General features: G+C 59.1%; 19 protein-coding genes. 3 read left to right on the plus strand and 16 right to left on the minus strand.

The features are described 5' to 3' along the window. Positions 1-133: 133 nt before the first annotated feature. Complete coding sequence (locus PTZ19_RS18445; protein WP_276356573.1) at positions 134-322, plus strand: hypothetical protein; 189 nt, start codon at positions 134-136, stop codon at positions 320-322. A 123-nt stretch (positions 323-445) separates the two neighbouring features. On the opposite strand, the gene PTZ19_RS18450 is transcribed toward PTZ19_RS18445, so the two are convergent. Next, positions 446-766: a YerC/YecD family TrpR-related protein gene (locus PTZ19_RS18450; protein WP_276356575.1), complete on the minus strand. Its 321-nt coding sequence runs from the start codon at positions 764-766 to the stop codon at positions 446-448. 176 nt (positions 767-942) lie between these two features. On the opposite strand from PTZ19_RS18450, the gene PTZ19_RS18455 reads away from it, so the two are divergent. Beyond that, a complete protein-coding gene (locus PTZ19_RS18455; RefSeq protein ID WP_276356577.1) occupies positions 943-1422 on the plus strand; it encodes a hypothetical protein in 480 nt (159 codons plus the stop codon). A gap of 109 nt (positions 1423-1531) precedes the next feature. Here PTZ19_RS18455 and PTZ19_RS18460 read toward each other — a convergent pair whose 3' ends face one another. From PTZ19_RS18460 to PTZ19_RS18485, 6 genes are all read right to left on the minus strand, one after another. Continuing rightward, the gene (locus PTZ19_RS18460) at positions 1532-2278 is read right to left on the minus strand and encodes a ThuA domain-containing protein (protein ID WP_276356579.1); all 747 of its coding nucleotides are present in this window, start codon (positions 2276-2278) and stop codon (positions 1532-1534) included. Between the two features lie 5 nt (positions 2279-2283). After that, the gene (locus PTZ19_RS18465; protein ID WP_276356581.1) at positions 2284-3375 is read right to left on the minus strand and encodes a Gfo/Idh/MocA family protein; all 1092 of its coding nucleotides are present in this window, start codon (positions 3373-3375) and stop codon (positions 2284-2286) included. 34 nt (positions 3376-3409) lie between these two features. After that, the gene (locus PTZ19_RS18470) at positions 3410-4234 is read right to left on the minus strand and encodes a carbohydrate ABC transporter permease (RefSeq protein WP_276356582.1); all 825 of its coding nucleotides are present in this window, start codon (positions 4232-4234) and stop codon (positions 3410-3412) included. Continuing rightward, positions 4224-5117, minus strand: coding sequence for a carbohydrate ABC transporter permease (locus PTZ19_RS18475; protein WP_276356583.1), 894 nt, complete (start codon positions 5115-5117; stop codon positions 4224-4226). Before PTZ19_RS18475 ends, PTZ19_RS18470 begins: the two co-directional genes overlap by 11 nt. A gap of 170 nt (positions 5118-5287) precedes the next feature. Beyond that, positions 5288-6646 carry an ABC transporter substrate-binding protein gene (locus PTZ19_RS18480; RefSeq protein ID WP_276356584.1) on the minus strand — a complete coding sequence of 453 codons (1359 nt, stop codon included), beginning with the start codon at positions 6644-6646 and terminating at the stop codon, positions 5288-5290. A 105-nt stretch (positions 6647-6751) separates the two neighbouring features. Next, the gene (locus tag PTZ19_RS18485; protein ID WP_276356585.1) at positions 6752-7786 is read right to left on the minus strand and encodes a LacI family DNA-binding transcriptional regulator; all 1035 of its coding nucleotides are present in this window, start codon (positions 7784-7786) and stop codon (positions 6752-6754) included. Between the two features lie 444 nt (positions 7787-8230). Between PTZ19_RS18485 and lspA the strand changes: the two genes are divergently transcribed. After that, the gene (lspA, locus tag PTZ19_RS18490; protein ID WP_276356586.1) at positions 8231-8725 is read left to right on the plus strand and encodes a signal peptidase II; all 495 of its coding nucleotides are present in this window, start codon (positions 8231-8233) and stop codon (positions 8723-8725) included. Between the two features lie 345 nt (positions 8726-9070). Here the strand turns inward: lspA and PTZ19_RS18495 are convergent, their stop codons facing one another. From PTZ19_RS18495 to PTZ19_RS18535, 9 genes are all read right to left on the minus strand, one after another. Then, entirely contained in the window at positions 9071-10018 is a 948-nt protein-coding gene (locus tag PTZ19_RS18495) for a DUF1861 family protein (RefSeq protein ID WP_276356587.1), read from the minus strand. A gap of 117 nt (positions 10019-10135) precedes the next feature. Continuing rightward, the gene (locus PTZ19_RS18500) at positions 10136-11137 is read right to left on the minus strand and encodes an inorganic phosphate transporter (RefSeq protein WP_276356588.1); all 1002 of its coding nucleotides are present in this window, start codon (positions 11135-11137) and stop codon (positions 10136-10138) included. 31 nt (positions 11138-11168) lie between these two features. Further along, positions 11169-11783 carry a DUF47 domain-containing protein gene (locus PTZ19_RS18505; RefSeq protein ID WP_276356590.1) on the minus strand — a complete coding sequence of 205 codons (615 nt, stop codon included), beginning with the start codon at positions 11781-11783 and terminating at the stop codon, positions 11169-11171. A 244-nt stretch (positions 11784-12027) separates the two neighbouring features. Continuing rightward, positions 12028-12948 carry a carbohydrate ABC transporter permease gene (locus tag PTZ19_RS18510; protein WP_276356591.1) on the minus strand — a complete coding sequence of 307 codons (921 nt, stop codon included), beginning with the start codon at positions 12946-12948 and terminating at the stop codon, positions 12028-12030. Between the two features lie 13 nt (positions 12949-12961). Then, positions 12962-13927: an ABC transporter permease gene (locus PTZ19_RS18515; RefSeq protein WP_276356593.1), complete on the minus strand. Its 966-nt coding sequence runs from the start codon at positions 13925-13927 to the stop codon at positions 12962-12964. Between the two features lie 69 nt (positions 13928-13996). Beyond that, positions 13997-15709: an ABC transporter substrate-binding protein gene (locus PTZ19_RS18520; protein ID WP_276356595.1), complete on the minus strand. Its 1713-nt coding sequence runs from the start codon at positions 15707-15709 to the stop codon at positions 13997-13999. Between the two features lie 118 nt (positions 15710-15827). Continuing rightward, complete coding sequence (locus tag PTZ19_RS18525) at positions 15828-16907, minus strand: response regulator transcription factor (RefSeq protein ID WP_276356596.1); 1080 nt, start codon at positions 16905-16907, stop codon at positions 15828-15830. Continuing rightward, complete coding sequence (locus PTZ19_RS18530; RefSeq protein WP_276356598.1) at positions 16885-18690, minus strand: sensor histidine kinase; 1806 nt, start codon at positions 18688-18690, stop codon at positions 16885-16887. The genes PTZ19_RS18525 and PTZ19_RS18530 overlap by 23 nt, the downstream gene beginning before the upstream one ends. A 15-nt stretch (positions 18691-18705) precedes the next feature. Then, a complete protein-coding gene (locus PTZ19_RS18535; protein ID WP_276356600.1) occupies positions 18706-19788 on the minus strand; it encodes a response regulator transcription factor in 1083 nt (360 codons plus the stop codon). Positions 19789-19828: the final 40 nt, after the last annotated feature.

Below are 19828 nucleotides of genomic sequence, written 5' to 3' on the forward strand. Positions count from 1 at the left end.
GTACCCCCAGAAGGTAGTCGGATCGTACGTCCTAAGCATAACCTACCAAAATGTGGGGTAGCAACGAGTTTTTTACGGCCGAGCCGGACATGCTAACGCTAAGAAAAATATCCTGACGAGGAGGAAGTTCGTCATGGCAGAAGATAAGGATAGTTTTTACGGGGTCGGGGAGGACGTCATTCCCACGCCGAAAGACCAGCAGGACGTGAGCGCGCTCGATATGGTCAGCGACGTCGTGGCGGACTTATCGGATCGGGTCCAGGACGCCTTGGGGCTGCAGGACGAACCGCATGGAGACCTGGGCGGGAAAGCGCGGCATTGACGGTTTTGGCAACTCGCCGAGCGGATGAGATGATGTCGTCTTCTATTCCGCGCACCCCCTCGAATGCTCCAAAATATAAGCAAACCGCCGGGAACCCGTCCCGGCGGTTGATCGTTCATGCCCTTATTCCGATTTGTCCGCGGCGGCGTCCCCGAAACGGCCCAGCCGTTCCAGCGCCATTTTGTACCCGTCGTTGCCGTAGTTCAAGCAGCGCTTCACCCGCGAGATGGTGGCCGTGCTCGCGCCCGTCTCGGTCTCGATCTGGTTGTAGGTATTGCCCTTCCCCAGCATGCGGGCGACCTCCAGCCTCTGCGACAACGACTGGATCTCGTTCACGGTGCACAGATCGTCGAAAAATATGTAGCACTCCTCGACGCTCTTCAGCGTCAGGATGGCTTCGAACAGTTGGTCGATCGTTGGATCGTTCAGTTTTTTCAGCTGCATGCCGCACCCCGATTCCTCGCGTCTCCGATCTCCTTCCCATTTTACTTCGTCCCGCGAAGTTCTTCAAGCGTTACCGTATTCACGCATTACCGAGTTAAAATCATTCGGAAAACGGGCATTCGTCCATTCAACGGGGCGGATGCCTTCATACGTTGTAGCAGAAAGGGTGTGACTTCATGAACGATCCGAATTCTCCTTCCCTTCGCGGATGGAACCAACCCCAAGGTTTCGGAGGCGGATTTCCGGGCATCGGCAATCCCGGCTTCGGCAATCCCGGCTTCGGCCCCCCGACGGCCGGCGGGGATCCGTTCTTCGTCGCCGGGCCTCCCGCCCTCGTGAATCCGACGGTCCTGCCGCCCCAATTCGGAGGGGCTGGAGCCGGCGGCGGAACGGGCAAAGGATTCAACTTCGGGGATATTAAAGGCTTCATCGACCGGATGGGCGGCATCGACGGCGTCCTGAACGGACTCGGGAAGTTCCAGAAGTTGATGTCGACCATGCAGCAAATGGCTCCTTTGCTCCGGCTGCTCATCGGCAAAGGGGGCACCGCGGCGGCGGCGGGCATCAGCTCGGGCAAGGTCCGCCGGCGATCCTCCCGGACGCGCAGGCGGGCCAGAGCGCGAAAAGGCGGTTCGCGCCGGACCCATAAACGGTAATGGTGTACCGACCGCGATCCAAGTACAAAATGTTTCTTGCGCTGTACGGCAATGGTAAGCGCGGCAGGCCTGGTCCCGTCGGGATGACCCGACCGGGAGCAGGCCCGTTTCACGCCCGCGCGCCGTTTAACCCATCTTTGCCGCGGATCGCTTCCAACGGCCTCGCGTTCCCGTACCAAGGGGCGGCGCCTCGTTCAGCCGCGGCCCAGCGGATCGCGTTCGCGATGACCCGCAGCACCGGCTCCCGGTAATACGTCGGGTATGTCTCGTGCCCCGGACGGAAATAAAAGATTTTGCCTTGGCCCCGGGCGTACGCGCAGCCGCTGCGGAACACTTCTCCGCCTTCGAACCAGCTCACGAGGACAAGCTCGTCCGGGTCAGGGATATCGAAAAACTCCCCGTACATCTCTTCCCGCTCCAGCTCGAAAAATTCCGGCAGCCCCTCCGCGATCGGATGCGTCGGCTTTACGACCCACAGCCGCTCCTTCTCGTCCGCCTCCCGCCATTTCAACGCGCACGAAGTCCCCATCAGCCGCTTGAAAATTTTCGAATAATGCCCGGAATGCAGCACGATCAGCCCCATCCCCTGCAGCACCCGTTCCCGCACGCGCTCCACGATGCGGTCGTCCACTTCGTCATGCGCCCGGTGTCCCCACCAGACCAGCACGTCGGTCTCCCGCAACGTCTCCTCCGTCAAGCCGTGCTCCGGTTCGTCCAGCGTCGCCGTCCGCAGGTCGAAGCCGAACGGCGCCAGCCCTTGGCGCAGCGCTTCATGGATGCCGGCCGGATACACCTTCGCGACTTCCGGATTGTCCCGTTCGTGACGAAATTCGTTCCATATCGTCACCCGCGCCATCCCCGTCACCTCCCCGCTTCCTTCACGGGCCAGCCGGCCCCGATCTCCTCCGGCGCAACGCTTCTCCGTTCCCGCGCCGACCGCGCGATCGCCTCCAGCACGCGTTGATTCAGGTAGCCGTCCCGCATGCCGGGCGTCTCCTCCCGCACCTTGCCCCTCGCCAGGTCGAGGAAATCCTGCATCTGCTTCAGCTTGTAACGTTCCGGCACCGCGATCTTCTCGCGCACCTCGGACCGTTCTTCGTTCGGATGCACCCACGTCAAATGTTCGCCGTCCTCCCAGCCCATGTGCAGCGAACCCGTATCCCCGTATACGGAAATCTCGAATTGGTTCTGGGCGCCGAAAGCGTTGCGCGACGTCTGGAAGACGGCGGGCACGCCGGGTTCCAGCTCCGCGACGAACGCGGCGAAGTCGTCGATATCCACCGGCACGGGATTTCCCGATACCGGGTCCTTGCGCTCCTTGATGAGCGAGCTCATCAGCGACGAGACGCGGATCGGCTCCCCGATCAGGAAGCGCGCGGCGTCGACCATATGCGATCCGAGGTCGCCGAGCGTGCCGGTGCCGGTAACGGCCGGGTCCATCCGCCAGTTCATCGGCGTCTCGAACAGCGGACCGCCCCACTGCTGCAAATATTGGATGAAAACGTGGCGAACCTCGCCGATGCGGCCGCCGCGGATCATGTCGCGGGCCATGCGGAAAGACGGCGTATAACGGTATGAGAAGCCGACCATGCACGGAATTTCGCGGGATCGGGCGAGCTCGAGCAGTTCCGCCGCTTCCGCGAAAGTGCGGGTGAACGGTTTCTCCGTCATGAGCGGTTTGCCGTGGACGAGGCACAGGCGGATGATTTCGGCATGCACGCGGTTCGGCGTGATGGACAGGACGGCATCGACGTTCGGGTCCCGGATCAGCGCTTCCGGGTCGGAATGCCGCGCGGAGGCGCCCAACCCGAGCCGTTCGCCCCATTCGGCATGCTTGCGGACATCGCTGTCGCAAATCGCGGTGAAGACGGCGCCCTCCAGCTTCAACAATTGCTCGACATGGACGTTCGCCATTCCTCCCAGCCCGATCAAGCCCAAACGTACGGTTTCCATAGACGGATTCGATCCCCTTTCGGTTCGCTTATTCTTATTTGATGCCGGTCATCGTCATGCCTTTGATGAAATAGCGCTGGGAGACGAGATACACGAGGAAAATCGGAACGAAGCTGACGACGTTGCCGGCCATCAGGATGTCCCATTCCGTCGACCAGCGGCCCTGCAGCTTGCTCAGGCCGAGCGGCAGCGTCATGAGCTCCTTGCTGTTCACCGCGATGAGCGGCCACAGGAAGTTGTTCCAGGAACCCATGAAGGCGAAAATGGTCAGGGCGGCGACCGTAGGCTTGACGAGCGGAACGACGACGCTTCGGAACACGCGGTAGTAAGAGGCTCCGTCCATGAAGGCCGCTTCGAGCAGCTCGTTCGGAATCGTCAGCATGTGCTGGCGGATCAGGAACGTGCCGTAGGCGCTGAAAATGCCCGGAAGGATGAGCCCGGCGTACGTGTCGATGAGGTTCGTCTTGGAGAACAGGATGAACAGCGGCACCAGCGTCACTTGCGCCGGGATCATCATGGTCGTCAGGAACAGGAGGAACACGCCCTGGCGGCCCTTGAACGGGATTTTGGCGAACGCGTAAGCCGACATCGTGCAGACGAGCAGCTGCAGCGCGGTCGTCGCGACGGCCACGACGGCGCTGTTCAGCAGAAAACGGTAAAGCGGAAAATACTGCTCGATTCTCGCGAAGTTATCGAAATTCCAATGCGAGGGCAGGAGCGTCGGCGGCATCTTTACGACTTCGAGGCTGTCCTTGAAGGCGCCCGACAGCATCCAGGCAAACGGAAACACGAGCACGAGGGACACCGCGGTCAGGATCAGATAGGCGAGGCCGTTCGCCAGAAGCCTTCTACCTCTCATAGATGACCCACCTCCGCTGAAGCCGCTGAAGAAGCATCGTCACCGCAAGGATGATCGCGAAGAGCACCCAGGACTGCGCGGCGGCGAAGCCCATTTTGTTGAACTGGAACGCGTTCTTGTATACCTGCTCGACGATCGTGCTGGTGGCGCCGGCCGGGCCGCCGTTCGTCATGATCAGCACCTGGTCGAACAGCTGGAACGAGTTGATCAAGGAAATCGTGACGACGAAATACAGCGTAGGCGACAGCATCGGCAGCGTGACGCTCCATAGCTTGCGCCAGGCCGAAGCGCCGTCCAACTCCGCCGCCTCGTAATAGTCTTCGGAAATGTCCTGCAGGCCGGCCAATAGGATCAGCGCGACGAAGCCGAGGTCCTTCCAGACCGTGACGGCGATGATCGCGACCATGGCCCACGTATCGTCCTGCAGCCAGATCGGTCCTTGGATCCCGATCCGGGACAGCAGGTAGTTCAGCAAGCCGCTCTGCCCGTTCAGGATCCAGCGCCAGACGATGGACACGGCGACCCACGAGGTGATGACGGGCACGAACACGGCGGCGCGGTACGCCTTGATGCCGGGCAGGCTCCGATTGAGGAGAACGGCCAGGAACACGCCCAGCACGGCAAGCGACGGCATGTATCCGATCAGGAACACGAACACGTTCTTGATGGCCGTATACGATTTCTCCTCGCGGAATACCTCGGCATAGTTGGACCAGCCGACGAAATGCATTTTCGTCCAGTTCGTGAGCAAATCCCAGTCCGTAAAGCTGATCACGACCGAAGACATCATCGGCAGCAGCTGGAACGCCAGCAGGCCCAGCAGCGCGGGCAGCAGAAACACGAAAGCGGCGATCCGGCGGTTCCATTGGCGCTGTCCTACCATCCTGCATGTTCCTTTCCTGCGATACGCGTTATAATGGGGGCGATGGAACCGCGGCAGCCCATTGCCGCGATCCCATCGCCGGATGTTTCCGCTCCGATCCGGAGAGTCTCCAGCTCCCCGGTCCGAAAGCGGCAGGTTTCCTTAAGCTGGATGAAGCAGAGGAGGTTCCGTTACTTGCTTAGCAGCTCTTTGACCTTCTTCTGGGCGGCGTCGAGCGCTTCCTGGGCGGTGGAACGGCCAAGCTTCGCTTTGTCCAGCTCTTCCCCCACGGCGGCCGTGAATTCGCCCCATTTCTCCGGCTTCGGGCCGACGGGCGGCAATACCAGCGAATCGAGCGCCTCGGTAACGATCTTCTTCGACGCCGGAGGCGTTTGTTTATAATACGCGTCCATGACCGCGTCGTCCGCGACGGCCGGCACGCTCCAGCCGGCTTCGATCCGTTTGCCGACGGCGGCGGGATCGCTGGTGAAGAACTTCATGAACCGCCAGGCGGCTTCCGCGTGCTTCGTGTCCCTCGAGGCCACGAGGCCGTCCGCGAAGAAGTGGTGCGCTTTCTGCGTGTTGCCCGGCTCCAGGGCGATTTCCCAATTGAATTTCGCTTCCGTGGCGAACTTGCCGAAGTTCCAGATGCCGAATCGGGCCATCGCCAGCTTACCGGCGGCGAACGCGTTCAGGTCGGCGTCGGGCTGGTTGAACGTGTCGTCGTTAAGCGCCGGAGACACTTTGTACTTGCTCGCCTTGTCGATCATCCACTGCAGCGCGTCCACATTGGCTTTGCTGCCAATCGTCGGCTTGCCGCCCGCGTCCCAGACGCCGCCTCCGTTTTGCGCGATCGTCTTGTAGAACTCGTAGAACTGGATCGGCGCATAGGTGCCCCAGATCCCGTTCTTGGCATCGGTCAGCTTCTGGGCGGCGTCAAGTTCTTCCTTCCACGTCCAGGAAGCGTCCGGGTACTTCACGCCTTTGGCGTCGAACAGATCCTTGTTGTAGAACAGCACGACGTCGGAGAAGCTTTCGGTCACGCCCATTTGCTTGCCGTTGTAATTGAACGCGTCATAAGCCAGCTTTTTGTAAACGTCCGGCTTGAACGACGTGTCGGCGGCGATCGTCGGGGTCAGGTCGAGCAACAGATCCTTCGCCGCGTACGTACGGAAATTCTCGTATCCGACCTCGAATAGGTCGGGTGCGCTTCCGCTGGACAGCAGCGTGTTCAGCTTCGTGCCGTAGTCCGCGTAGGGCACGACCTCGTAGTCGACCTTCACGTCGGCGTTCGCCGCTTCGAATGCTTCGACCATCGCCTTCACCGTTTCTTCCTGGCCTCCGCTGGGCGTGTACATCAGCAGCTTGATCGTCACCGACTCCTTGGGAGCTTCCGAAGAAGCCGAAGGGGATGCCGACGAAGCGGCGGACGGGGAAGCCGATGCCGTGTCCGAGGCGGAACCGGATGCGTCGTTCCCTTTGCCTGAGCCGCACGCGCCAAGCGCGAACATGCCGATCACCAGCAGAATGGCTCCGCATTTCCTGAACATTCGAACCCTCTCCTTCATTGTTCATGAACTTTAAGCCTGGCGATTGCTTCTATTCGTTTGGCTGCTTGGAAGCTGCGATCACCTCCTTGCAAATTTTTCGGCGCATTATTCCGGGGTCAACCGCCGAACGGTGTCGCGTTGCACGAGCGTGAGCGGCATCACCGTCGGTTCCTGCGGCAGGCTTTCCTCCGAATCCGTAATGGCTTGCAGCAAGCGTTCGGCCGCCATCGACCCGCGCCCTACGATGTCTTGGCGGATCGTCGTCAGCGGCGGATGGCACATCCTCGCCACCGAGATATCGTCGAAGCCGATCACCGACACGTCGTCCGGCACATGCCGTCCCGCCTCCGCCAATCCGGAAATGACGCCGAGCGCCACCATGTCGCTGACCGCGAACACCGCCGTGATGTCCGGATGTTTCTCCGCGATTACCCGTCCCGCTTCCTGTCCGTACTCGTAGCTGACGGAATCCTCGAACACGTAGTCGGGATTGTAAAACAAACCGGCTTCTTTAAGCGCCCTCTTATAGCCGAGGAACCGCTTTTCCATGACGCCGTCTTTGCGGATCGAGCCGGTGACGAGCGCGACGGCCGTATGGCCGTTATCGATCAGGTGTTTGGTTGCCAGATAGCCGCCCAATTCGTCATCGACGCCGACCACGTGGAAATAGCTGTCGTGGATGTAACTGTCGATCAACACGATGGGCAGCCGCACTTTTTTCAAATCCTCGTAAAAACTCTCTTGATAGATGCCCATGATGATGGCCCCGTCCAGATTGCGCTGCATCGACGTGTCGAGGTAACCTTCGCCTTTGTCGACGCCCGACAGGATCATGTGGTAGCCGGACTGCCGGAGCCGGGCTTCGATCCCGCACACGAGCTCGGAGTAAAACGGATTCTGCAGCAGCAGTTGTTTGCGGTCCTCGGTCTGAGGGATCACGACGCCGATCAGCTTCGACCGGTTGCCCGCCAGGCTGCGCGCCGAAAAATCGGGAATATAGCCGAGCTCGTCGACGGCTTTGCGGACTTTGTCCACCGTTTCCTGGGACACTTTGCCGATACGGCCGTTGAGTACGTAGGACACCGCGGCGGTCGAGACCCCCGCTTTCTCGGAGACTTCCCGGATCGTGATTCGCTTCATGTTCGGTTCCACCTTACGGATGCTGCGACGGATCGCATTTGTGGTTTAAGCGTTTAACCTTATGCCGTGATTATATTACGCATTTAAAGCGATTTCAATCCTAATTTTGAATTATTTATGCGCTTCATTACGTTAATCGTTTAACTCTTTTCACTCATGTCCCAGTTTCACGAAATGTACCGATCTCCAGCACGACATACACTGGGATTCGGCAAATTTCCGGTTATTCGGATCCAAACATAAAAAAAACGCCTGCAGGTTTTGCAGGTGTTTCCCGTTACCGTCTACCGGGAATCGACTGCATGTATTTCAATCGTGTTTTCTCCGCGGCGACCCGACGTTTATAATGAAGAAGAAGGAAGTTGATAAACATGTCACGTCATCTCGAAAAGGCCTGCGAATGGCTGCCTTGTCGAAGAAAACGGGAGAACGGGAGGCTTCCCCATGAGATTCTATTTCCTCGCCTTGCTGGCCTTAGCGGCAGACCAAGTCTCCAAGATTTGGGTGCGCACGCATTTGAAAGTCGGCGAGTCGATCGTCGTCTGGGACCCGGTTCTCGATTTTACCCGCTACGAGAACAGCGGAATCGCCAGAAGCATGTTGCAGGGCTACGGCCGATATTTCGTGATCGCCGCCGCTCTCGTGATTTTCATGATCGGGTATTTCCGAAATAAAGGAGAGCTTAAAGGGCCGGTTTTGGGGACGGGAGCCGCTTTATTGGCCGGAGGGGCCGCGGGAAACGCCGTCGACCGCCTGCTCTTCAATCAAGTGACGGACTTCATCGCCTTCCGCTCCCATAACGGGATTCTGAATCTAGCGGATTATGCCATCACGTGGGGCGGAGCGCTGATCGTGCTCGGAGTCGTCCTGGAAGGATGGCGTTCCGCCCGTCAGGCCCGTCTATCCCGTCAGGCCCGCGAAGAAGCAAAGCCGCATTGACTCCGGACAAAAGTAACGGTTGGTGCTGATCCTAACGGACGCCACGGCCGCTATTTGACCTAAAACGGTCGTAATGTAAACGTAACGGACATGGCAGCCCTTAATCGCTTCGAATCCATGTTGCAAGCGACACTTCTCCCCAAATAAGCGCACCTGTGTCCGTTAGCGTTCCTATGGGCCAGGAACGAACCCAATAGGGTCCGCTGTGTCCGTTAGCGTTCCTACTGGGCAAGAAACGAATCCAATCGGTCCGCTGTGTCCGTTAACTTCACGCCTCCAACCTAGCGCAAAAAACCTCCGCCGGCAGCCCGGTCGGAGGTTTTGGTTTTCGTCAGTCGAGAAGGCCTATCCTTGCTCATATTCGAGGAACGGATCCGGAATGACGATCCGATGGGCTTCCGCGTCGCTGACGCCGGTATACAAGCAAGCGGTTCCGCCTTCCAAACGGATAAGGCCGCCGCTGAACAGGACGTCGCGAAGATCGGGGCGTTTGGCCGGCCCGTCCGGGAACATGCGGCGTTCGGCGATCAGCTTGACCGGCGTCGCCTGGCGCGCGGAGGGATCGAACGCGAACGCCATCGGGTAATAGTGCCGGACGTTATGCGGCTCCATCCACGCGATATGGCCCAGCACCCCGATCCATCCGTTCGACAGCAAGTGCGCCTCGTTCACGCCGCCCCATTCGTCGGGCAGGAACTGGTGCTGCAGCAGCGGCGCCCGGTCGATCGTTTCCTCGCTCAGCTCGCTCAGATCGGAAATTTCGGTATAACCGATTTTGGCCCGGGCCCCCTCCACCATCATCGGGCGGGTAAATACCCCGATGCGCCCGCCCCGCAGCTCGACGAGCCGGATATCCTTCATCGTCAGCGGCCCTTTGGCGAACGGCTCCAGCTCGGCGACGCGGCTGCCCCGGTAGAACACCGTGCGCCACGACGTGACGTAGTGCGGGTCGTTCCCGTCGAAGTATACCTCCACGCCGCCGAACACGAGCTCTCCCTTGACGAAAGCGACGAAAGGGTCTTGCAGCGCGAATACGGGCGCTCCCGGGCGGGGACTCCAAGCTCCGTCCTTCGCCTGGAAGAACATGACTTCCGAAGCTTCCGAATTCCGCGATTCCACTCGTCCGGCAATCAACTTCTCCCCGTCGTCGTCGAAGGGAGCGCTGATATTATAAACGTCCCGGGCCCCGACTCCGGTAAATACGATCTTCTCGCCGAAGCTTGCGGTCCCTTGGCTGCGGAATTCGCTGAGCAGCGTGTCGCACGATTTCGCTTGCTTCGCAGGTGCCAGCATCGTCGTCCTCCAGCCCCGAATCGATCGGATTTCAATTCTGCCATCCCTATATTGTATCCCTCGGACCCGGCCGTTGGTGTTGGCTTTCTCCGGTTTTTATAGGGTTCTATACCCGGTTCAGGGAAGAAATAAACGGAGAACCGCGTAGATCGCCGCCGCCAGCACCGCCACGATCGGGATCGTGATGATCCAGGTGACCACGATGCGCCCGGCGACGTTCCACCTGACGCTGCTGAATTTCTTGGCGGAACCGACCCCCAGGATGGAGGAAGTAATGGCATGGGTGGTGCTGACCGGAAAATGCGTCAGCGTCGCGCCCAAGATGACGGAAGCCGAGCTCAGGTCGGCCGCGAAGCCGTTAATCGGTTCGATTTTGAATATTTTGGTGCCCATCGTTTTGATGATTTTCCAACCGCCGAGCGACGTGCCGAGCGCCATGGAAGCGGCGGCGGCGATCTTGACCCACAGCGCGACGTCGAGTGTCGACTGGAAGCCGCCGACGACGAGCGCCATGGTGATGATGCCCATCGCTTTCTGCGCGTCGTTCGTGCCATGGGTGAAAGACTGGAACGCGGCGGTCACCCATTGGCATTTGCGGAACACCTTGTTCACCGGATGGGGACTGGCATAGGCAAACGCGTACTTCAGGATGAACATGATGATGAACCCGAGCGCGAACGCGATGATCGGGGAAAACACCAAGCCCATGACGATGCTGGAAAACCCGCTGTAATTCACGCCGTGCCAGCCCTCGGACGCGACGACCGCCCCGGCCAGCGCGCCGATCAACGCATGGGAGGAAGAAGACGGAATCCCTCTCCACCAGGTGATCAGGTTCCAGAGGATGGCGGCCACGAGCGTGGCGATGACGACCGTCAAGCCGTGATGCAGCTTGAACGGGTCGGCTACTTTGCCCCCGATCGTCTTGGCGACGCCTGTGAACAGGATGGCGCCCAGCAGGTTCATGAGCGATGCCAGGATGATGGCCGCCCGGGGCGTAAGCGCCCGCGTCGAGATGGAAGTGGCGATGGCGTTGGCGGTGTCATGGAACCCGTTGATGAAATCGAAGCCGAGGGCGAGAATCACGATAATGACGATCAATACCATGGTCAGATCCATAATGGTTTTTATCCGTCCCTGCTCTGGAGAATCAAGAGTTCCTCATGATAATGGACTGCAGCGAGGTCGCGACGTCTTCGCAAGAATCGGTCGTTTCCTCCAGGCGCTCGTACAGCTCTTTGTACTTGATCAGTTCGACCGGATCCTTCACGTTGGCGAACAGATGCTTGATGCCTTGGCGCATCAAGGTATCGCCTTCATTCTCCAGCTCGTGCAGGTTGACGCAGTGCGGCTGCATGGCCAGCAGCTTCTTCTGGGTCAGCAAGTAGATCGCGGATTTGATTTCCAGCGCGCTCCGGCGCAGGCAGTCCCCGAAGCTCCGGATATATTGGTCCGATTTGCGGATGTCGTACATATCGAAGCGAGACGCGCAAGCTTCGATCCCGTCCAGGACGTCGTCCAGGCGTTTGATCAGGATCATGATGTCCTCGCGTTCGATCGGCGTGATGAACGTTTTGTTCAGCTCCGTGATGATCGTGTGGGTGTATTCGTCCCCTTGATGCTCGAACTCCTTCATTTCCTTCGAAAAATCCGCCATGTTCGGCAGTTCGCCGCTTACCAGCTCCGAGAAGCGGTCCACGGCCGTGACGATGACGTCCGCCATTTGTTCGAGGGTAGTAAAGAAAATATCCTTCTTCTTGAACACGCTCAACCCTTCTTTCCATATAATCCCACAAAATATCCGGATTTTTCTCCTATTTAGCCTTTTTTATATTATCACAGGCATACAAGCCGGTATAGTTGTTCATGGCAACATTCGACAGTTTCTTTATCATTGCCGGAAAGCCTGGATTTCATCACGGACCATTGCCGCACGAAAGAAGCTTCCGCAGCCGCGGAAGCTTCTTGGCGTCTTATTATGGTCTGCCTCCCTGCGCCCGGATCGGGAATTATTCCTTCACGCTTCCGAGCTGGAGTCCGGCAACGAAATGCCGCTGCAGGAAAGGATAGACGAACAGGATCGGGATCGAAGCCACCATCGTGATCGCGGCGCGTATGGACAACGGCGTGATCATCGACGCGGCGTCCTTCGCCTGCGAAGAAGAAATATTCGGGTTGGAATTGGAATTCGTCGCCGAAGACAGCAGCTTGATGAGCTCGTATTGGAGCGTGCTCAGGTTTTGCCGCGAAGAAGCGAAAATGAACGTGTCGAACCACGTGTTCCACTGGCCCACCGCGACGAACAAGGCGATCGTCGCGAGCACGGGCGTGCAGAGCGGCAAGACGACGCTGACGAACACCCGGAAGTCGCCCGCTCCGTCGATTTTGGCCGATTCGATCAGGCTTTCCGGCAACGAATGGATATACGTGCGGACGACCAGCATGTTAAAGGCGCTGATCAGCCCCGCACCCGCGCCGGGAAACAGGATGTAGACGAGGAACGTGTTCAAGAGATTGAGGTCTTTGATCAGGAAATAGGAAGGAATCAAGCCGGCGCTGAAATACATCGTCAACACGAAGATGAGCGTAATCGGCTTTCGGAACATGAATTCCTTGCGGCTGATCGTATAAGCGACCATCGCCGTGAGCAGCACGCCCGCGACGGTGCCGACGACGGTCCGGGCCACGGACACCCCGAAAGCGTGGAACACGTGTCCGGTCACGAATACGGCGTCGTAGTTTTTGAGCGTCCAGATCCGAGGCCACAAATAAATGCCGCCGCGCGTCGTGTCGAGGCCGGAGTTGAACGAGACGGCCAGCGTGTTCAGGAACGGATACAGCGTAACGACGACGATGAATGCCATGAACAAGTAATTGAGCGTATGGAAAATCAGCGGCTCCGTGCGGATTCCTCTTCTGGCCGTGTTCATGCGGAGCCCCTCCTTAAATCAACCGTTCTTCGCCAAGGCGTTTGGCGATCGTGTTCGCCGCGTACAGCAGCACGATGCTGACGGCGGTTTTGAAAATGCCTGCCGCGACGCCCAGCGAATAGTTCCCGATTTTCAGACCGTATTTCAGCACGAAAATGTCGATCGTCTCCGACCAGTCTACGACCTGCCCGTTGCCGAGGAAGTACTGGATCTCGAAGCCGCCGCCGTTGAGCATCCAGCCGATGTTCAAGATCAGCAGGATGACGATGACGGGCTTGATGCCCGGCAGCGTCACGTTCCGGATTTTGCGGTACCGCCCCGCTCCGTCGATCTCCGCCGCTTCGTACAGGGACGGATCGACCGATGCGATCGCCGCCAGGTAGATGATCGTATTCCACCCGACTTCCTTCCAGACGTTGGAGGCCCCGACGATGCCCCAGAAGTATTTCCCTTCCCCGAGCCACAGAATCGGTTCGTTGATCAAGTGGAGCTTCATCAGCACGACGTTCACGATGCCGTCTTCCGTGGACAACGCCGTCGAGACGAGACCCGTCACGATGACCCAGGAGAGGAAGTGCGGCATGTAGGAGATCGTCTGGATCAGCCGCTTGATGCCCGTTTTCTTGATTTCGTTGAGCAGGATGGCGAGCCCGATGGCCGTCACGAAGCTGAGAACGAGCGAGATGAGGCTCATGGCGACGGTGTTCCGGAGCACGCGCACGAAATTCTCGTCCTCGAACAGGAACCGGAACTGGTACCAACCGACCCATTTCTGGTTCAGGATCGAGAAACCGGGCCGGTATTGCTGAAACGCCATGAGCCATCCCCAGATCGGCACGTAGGCGAAAATCAGCACGTAAATCACCATCGGAAAAGACATGAGAATGAGCTGCCGCTGGCGGACCATGCGGATCCAGAACGAATCGGTCCGCCGTACGGGCTGTGGAGAGACATCTTTGGTTTGGACCGAGCTCTGCATCGGTTCCGCCTCCTAGCCAGGACGAGCGGAAAGCCGGATCGACCCGGACCTTCCGCTCCCCGAAGTTTCTTAGTTGCTCCAGTTATCCTGGCGCCATTTCAAGATTTCGTTCACGCGGTCCAAATACGCTTTCGTATCGACTTTGCCGACCTGCTGCACGTATTCGTCCCACACCTTGTCGAAGCCGTCCGGCTTGCTCAGAATCGCCTTCGGCAAATATTTGAAGGCAAGATCCTTCAGTTTCTGGTTGGCGACCTTCGCCGGAGAGCCTTCCACGAGGTCGATGCTCCAGGCCGGATAGGAGATCCGGTTTTCCGGCGGCGGCGAGAAGAAGTCGGTCCACGTCTTAAAGCCGTATGCGCTCAGGACCTCTCTGTCGATATCCTTCAAGTTCGCGAAGAATTCGTCCGGTTGATTCCCCGGTCCTTCCATGTTGCCGTCCGGATACTTGCCCTCCAGCTTCGGCAGGAACCGGTAGAGCGCATCCGCTTTGTTCGCCTGCTTCCAGGTGACGTCTTCCTGCTGCTTCCGCTGCTCCGGCGTGCGGACGTACAGCCCGTTCGGACCGACGGAGTAGTCGACGCCTTCTTCTCCCCAAGAAAGCAGCTTCTGCCATTTTTCCTGAATGATCGTATCGAGGAATTGGATGATCTTGACCGGATCCTTCGCGTTCACCGTAATGCCGAAACCGTTGTTCAAGTTGAGCACGGGACGGTCCATGTAATAGTCTGTCGTGTTCGGGTCGTACACCAGAGGGAGCGCCACGTATGCCCGTTCCGGCTTGCCCTGCGAGATCAGGGAATCTTCGCCTTGCTGGAAGTTCCAGCGCTGGTCGAACGTGCCGAGCACGCGGCCGCTCGCGATTTTGGCCAGATACTGGTCGAAGTTTTGCGCGAATGCTTCCTTGTCGACCACGCCTTTGGCATTCTCTTCGTTCAGTTTCTTATAGTAAGGCTTCGCGACGTCCGTGGCTTCGTAGAGCGTCGCCACGTTCGTATTCGGATCGACGAGGACGCCGCCGTCGTTCGGATGCCCGGCGAGATGCTGCGGCGCGTTCCGCAGCGGCCAATCGCGCCAGTCGAAAGCGAGCGACGAGAACCCGATCGTCGGTTGTCCGTCGATTTCCGGATATTTGGCCTTATAATCTTCGATCAGCTTGAAATATTCGTCCAGCGTTCTGACCTTCGGATAGCCGAATTCCTTAAGCACCGCTTTTTGGATGAAGAAAGCCGGCCCGTAATATTGCGTCGTTTTGTATTCCCCTTGGTACACGCCGTAGTTCGGCAGCCAGTAGATGTGGCCGTCGCCGGGGTCTTTCATTTGGTTCCATACTTTCTCGTAATGCTTTTTCAGGTTCGGCGCATATTGCTCGATCAAATCCTCGAGCGGGATGACCGCTTTCGCCGCGACCAGCTTCGTGTTCGCCGTGATCATGTCCGGATAGTCGCCGCCGGCGATCATGACGCCCAGTTTCTGCTCCGCGTCGCCGACCAGGTATTCTTCCTTCAGCGTGACGCCGAGTTCGTCTTTGATTTTCTTGTAGATGCGGTTGTCATCCGTCGGGATCGGACCCGGGTCCTGCATGAACACGGAGATTTCAAACGGCTCCGGCTTGGCCGCATCGGAACTGCCGCCGCTTGACGCCGCGGGACTGGATGAAGACGCCGACGGCTCGCCGCTGGCTTCGTTCCCGCCGCTCTTGGAGCAGCCCGAAGCGACGATACTGATTGCCAAGATCAGCATGAGCAGCCCGAAAGCCGCTTTTCTTGCATGAACCCCCATGTGGAATCCTCCTCATCGATTGTGGCAAGGCAGCGCGCTATCGCCTTGATACGGTATACGATAACGCTTTCATGGATGCGGTTACAATTCAAGGATTAAACCGCCGCCCCCCTCAAATTTAGGAGGAAGAAGTTCCCCTCTCCCTGGTCTTCGAGAGCGTTTTCCGGTAATCCGCCGGCTTCATCCCCGTCCGCTTCTCGAAATGCTGCAGAAAATGGTGGTAATGCGCGTACCCGATTTGCGACGCGATCGCCGAGATGCTGAGATCCGTCGTCAGCAGCAGGCGGCGGGCCTCCTCGATCCGCAGCTCGTGGATCCGGTCCAGCAGGCCGAGTCCGAACTTCGCTTGGTACGCTTTGCCCAGATAGACCGGGCTCACGTAGAACGACGCCGCGATCTGCTTGATCGACAGCGGGCTGCGGTAAAACTCGCGGATGTAGCGGTCGACTTTGGACAAGGTGTTGCCGGACCGGAACTCCCGCAAAGCCCGGGCCGACCCGATCACCCGGCCGACATACCGCGCCAGACTCTCCGCATCCGCTCCCGGCTCCGCCAGTCCGAGCGATCGCAGGTCTTCCGGCTCGCCGCCGATCTCTTGCAGCAGCTTCATCGAATGAATCGCCAAATAATCGGCCAGCATCGCTTTCTGCCGATCGGTATGCGGCCCCGTCTCCTCGAACAGCCGGCGGACTTGGCGGACGGCGTTTTCCGCGTCCAGGGCCTCGATCGTTTCGATGATGCGCCTGGCTTGCCGCACCGATTCGACGGGCAGCCCGCCGTCCGCGGACCCGGTCTCCCCGTCCGCGGGCGGGACCTTGCGTGCATCCAGCTGGCAACGGATTTGCCGGAATACTTCCGACGCTTCCTCCCCGATGACCGGCTTCAGCAAATAATGCTGTACGCCGAGCTGCATCGCCCGTTTCGCGTAAGCGAACTCGCTGTAGCCGCTGAGCACGACGAATTCCGGAACGGCAGCCGCTTCGCGGCGCAACCTCCCGATCAGCTCCAGACCGTCCATGACGGGCATGCGGATATCCGTGACGACGACGTCCGGCGCGAGGCGCCGTACCGCGTCCAGCGCCTCTTCCCCGTTCTCGCAGACGCCGCCGATCCGATAACCGAGCCCTTCCCAATCGACGAAAAACTGCAGGCTTTCGATCGCCCGCGGCTCGTCGTCAACCAGCAGTACCGAGTACATGGCCGGGTCCCTCCTTCTCGTCCGACGGTTTCGCCGGAATGCGGAAGCTGATTCTCGTGCCTTGGTCGAGCTCGCTGTCGATGAACAGGTCGACGCGTTCCCCGTAATGCAGCCTCAACCGCCGGTAGACGTTGCGGAGACCGACGTTCTCGTCGGTATCCAGCTTCGCGTTCAGCTGGCCGCGGATGAAGGCGAGCCGTTCCGGTTCGATGCCGATTCCGTTGTCCTCCACGGAAATTTGCAGGTACGATTCCGAAGCGCTCGCTTCGATGCGGATATTCCGCTGCCCCTTCACGGACTGGAGTCCGTGCTTGCACGCATTCTCCACGAGGGGCTGGACGCACATTTTCGGAACCATGCAGCGCAGGGCTTCTTCCGCTACTTCGAACGTATAGTCGAACCGGTCCCCGAACCGGAATTTCTCGATTTTCAAATATTTTTCCGTGAAATCCAGTTCGTCTTGCAGCGACACGGCTTCGTCGGACCAGCTCAACATCCGGCGCAGCAGCAGCGACAGGTTCTTGATGATGTCCGTCACTTCCGCGTATCCGTTTTTGGCGCTGACCACAAGCAAGGCGTTCAGGGTATTGAACAGGAAATGCGGGTTCACCTGGCTCTGCAGCAGCTTCAGTTCGGCGCGGGTCTGTTCCAGCTGCATGTCCTTCTGCTCGATTTCCAGCTTGTAGACGTCGTTGATCAGCGATTCGATCGTGGCCGCCATCCGGTTGAAGCTGCGGATCAGGCCGCCGATCTCGTCTTTGTCCTTGGTCAGCGGAATCAGGTCGAATTTCTCGTTCTTGGCTCGGTCCATATGGCGGGACAGCCGTTTGATCCGATAGTTGTACGACCGCCAAATGATGAAAATCAGCCACGTCGGCACCAGCGTGCTCACGGCGGCCAGCTCCCAGAAAAACCGCATCACGCGCTCGGACGTATCCTTGAACAAGGCGGCGTTCGCCGTTCCGATCATTTTCCAGCCTTCGATATACGAAGCGGAACCGAGCGGAGCCTGCAGCGTCTTGCCGGCCGAACCTCCGCTCGGCGGCACCGTCGAATCGGTCAAGAAAGCGGATGACGGGAACAGCACCTTTCCCTGCCCGTCCGCCACGCTAAGCGACAAGTACCGTTGTTCCTGGGACAGGATCTCGTCCACCGTGCTCGTCTTGATGTCGATCTTCAAATATTTCGCGTAATCCCCGTACATGGGATACTCGCTCAGCTTGCGCAGGATGCTGAAATACACTTTCCGCGCCCCGGTGATCAAAGGATCGGGGTCCACGTACATCATGAGGTTGACGCTGGAAGAAGACTCCGCCGCCATTCGGTACCATGGGCTCGACTTGGCGGCTTCATCCAGGACGAAGTAATTGCCCCCGCTGACGATCGAGCCGTTCTCGGTGTAGATGGAAATGTTCTCTACGTACGGGTAAGCGGACAGGAAGGGCTTCAGCTTGTTGCCGAGGCCTTTGGAGGCATTATCGTAGAAGGAAACCGGATCTTCGTATACCCGGTCCAGTTCTTCGTAGATCGTACGGTCCGTCGCGATGGAATGGCTCAGCGCCACGCCTCCGAGAATCAGATCCATCGTCTTTTTGGAAGCACGTTCAAGCGTCATCTGAAGGTTGCTTTCCTCGCGCGTGCGGACGTTCTCCGAAATTTGCTGGAAGAAAAGCACGTTGATGGAGAGAATCGGCAGCAGCACGCACAGCAAATAAATCAGCGCGAACTTCCACGTGAGCGGGATATCGTTCACGAAACCGAGCCATCCGCGGGTCCTACGCATGAAACGCCTCCAAGCTCAGCCGTATTTGTATTGGGAAGGCGGGACTTGTTTGAATTTCTTGAATTTGGCGGCGAACAGCTCGGGATCGGCGTAGCCGACGGCGCGGGCCACGTCCGCGACTTTCATGTCGGTGCGGCGAAGCAGCTTGCCCGCTTCTTCGACGCGGGTTCGGTGCAAGTAGTCGAGGAACGACATGCCGACATGCTTTTTGAACAGCTGTCCCAAATAGGCGGGCTGGAAATGCAGCTCCCGGGCGACGGTCTGCAGCTGCAGCGGTTCGGCGTAATGCGAGTGGATGTACCGGACCGCTTCGCCCGCCGGTCCCGCTTTCGACCTGCGTAGGGCCAGCCGCGCGGCCGCTTCCAGGCAGAACGATTCGAGCGGCGCGTTCCAGCCGGCCGGCTCGTTCTGCAAAAAACCGACCGACTCCGTCACGGTTTCGGACGGGCTGCCGTCTTCCCGCCATTCGGCCGTTTTCCAGAGCAAGTCCAGCAGGACGTGCGAGAGATAGGACTTCCGGAGCGCGGGCGTTTCGAACGTTTGCTGAAGCCGGTTGCACAGCCGGTTCGCCGCTTCGCCGATCCGGCGTTTGTCGTTCGCCTCGACCGCCAGCAGCAGTTCGTCCTCCGCTTCGTGCAGCGTCTCGTCGGCCGCGGCGGAAACGGCCGCGGGATCGGACCATGCATGGGGCGTCGGCGCGGACTCCGATGACGTTCCCGCCGCCTCCGCGCCGTTCCACTCCTCTTTTAATTGACGAAGCGTCCGATGGATTTCGTCCGTATCGATCGGTTTGAGCCAGTAATCGATCACGCCGAACGGCAGCGCCTGCCGGGCGATCGAGAAATCCTCGTGCCCGCTCAGGATAATGAAGCGGCAACGCAAGCGCTGCTCCTCCGAGCAGCGCTTGATCAGCTGCAAACCGTCGATCGACGGCATGCGGATATCGGTCACGACAAGGTTCGGAGACAACTCCTGGATCCGTTCCAGCGCTTCTTCGCCGTCGCTGGCTTCGCCGCACACCCGAAAGCCGTGTCCCTGCCAGTCCACCATGAATTTCAGACCTTCCAGGACGAGCGGTTCGTCGTCCACCAAGAGCACGGTATAGATGCCGGACCCCTCCCCCCAACGAGATCAGGTC

This window comes from Cohnella caldifontis (genome assembly GCF_029360585.1).
Taxonomy (GTDB): domain Bacteria; phylum Bacillota; class Bacilli; order Paenibacillales; family Paenibacillaceae; genus Cohnella; species Cohnella caldifontis.

What these genes read in the sequence shown, in the direction of transcription:
- PTZ19_RS18450 (WP_276356575.1), bottom strand. Translation starts at nt 766, where the DNA reads ATGCAGCTGAAAAAACTGAACGATCCAACGATCGACCAACTGTTCGAA.
- PTZ19_RS18515 (WP_276356593.1), bottom strand. Translation starts at nt 13,927, where the DNA reads ATGCAGAGCTCGGTCCAAACCAAAGATGTCTCTCCACAGCCCGTACGG.
- PTZ19_RS18495 (WP_276356587.1), bottom strand. Translation starts at nt 10,018, where the DNA reads ATGCTGGCACCTGCGAAGCAAGCGAAATCGTGCGACACGCTGCTCAGC.
- PTZ19_RS18500 (WP_276356588.1), bottom strand. Translation starts at nt 11,137, where the DNA reads ATGGATCTGACCATGGTATTGATCGTCATTATCGTGATTCTCGCCCTC.
- PTZ19_RS18485 (WP_276356585.1), bottom strand. Translation starts at nt 7,786, where the DNA reads ATGAAGCGAATCACGATCCGGGAAGTCTCCGAGAAAGCGGGGGTCTCG.
- PTZ19_RS18475 (WP_276356583.1), bottom strand. Translation starts at nt 5,117, where the DNA reads ATGGTAGGACAGCGCCAATGGAACCGCCGGATCGCCGCTTTCGTGTTT.
- PTZ19_RS18445 (WP_276356573.1), top strand. Translation starts at nt 134, where the DNA reads ATGGCAGAAGATAAGGATAGTTTTTACGGGGTCGGGGAGGACGTCATT.
- PTZ19_RS18525 (WP_276356596.1), bottom strand. Translation starts at nt 16,907, where the DNA reads ATGTACTCGGTACTGCTGGTTGACGACGAGCCGCGGGCGATCGAAAGC.
- PTZ19_RS18465 (WP_276356581.1), bottom strand. Translation starts at nt 3,375, where the DNA reads ATGGAAACCGTACGTTTGGGCTTGATCGGGCTGGGAGGAATGGCGAAC.
- PTZ19_RS18530 (WP_276356598.1), bottom strand. Translation starts at nt 18,690, where the DNA reads ATGCGTAGGACCCGCGGATGGCTCGGTTTCGTGAACGATATCCCGCTC.
- PTZ19_RS18460 (WP_276356579.1), bottom strand. Translation starts at nt 2,278, where the DNA reads ATGGCGCGGGTGACGATATGGAACGAATTTCGTCACGAACGGGACAAT.
- PTZ19_RS18470 (WP_276356582.1), bottom strand. Translation starts at nt 4,234, where the DNA reads ATGAGAGGTAGAAGGCTTCTGGCGAACGGCCTCGCCTATCTGATCCTG.
- lspA (WP_276356586.1), top strand. Translation starts at nt 8,231, where the DNA reads ATGAGATTCTATTTCCTCGCCTTGCTGGCCTTAGCGGCAGACCAAGTC.
- PTZ19_RS18520 (WP_276356595.1), bottom strand. Translation starts at nt 15,709, where the DNA reads ATGGGGGTTCATGCAAGAAAAGCGGCTTTCGGGCTGCTCATGCTGATC.
- PTZ19_RS18510 (WP_276356591.1), bottom strand. Translation starts at nt 12,948, where the DNA reads ATGAACACGGCCAGAAGAGGAATCCGCACGGAGCCGCTGATTTTCCAT.
- PTZ19_RS18455 (WP_276356577.1), top strand. Translation starts at nt 943, where the DNA reads ATGAACGATCCGAATTCTCCTTCCCTTCGCGGATGGAACCAACCCCAA.
- PTZ19_RS18480 (WP_276356584.1), bottom strand. Translation starts at nt 6,646, where the DNA reads ATGTTCAGGAAATGCGGAGCCATTCTGCTGGTGATCGGCATGTTCGCG.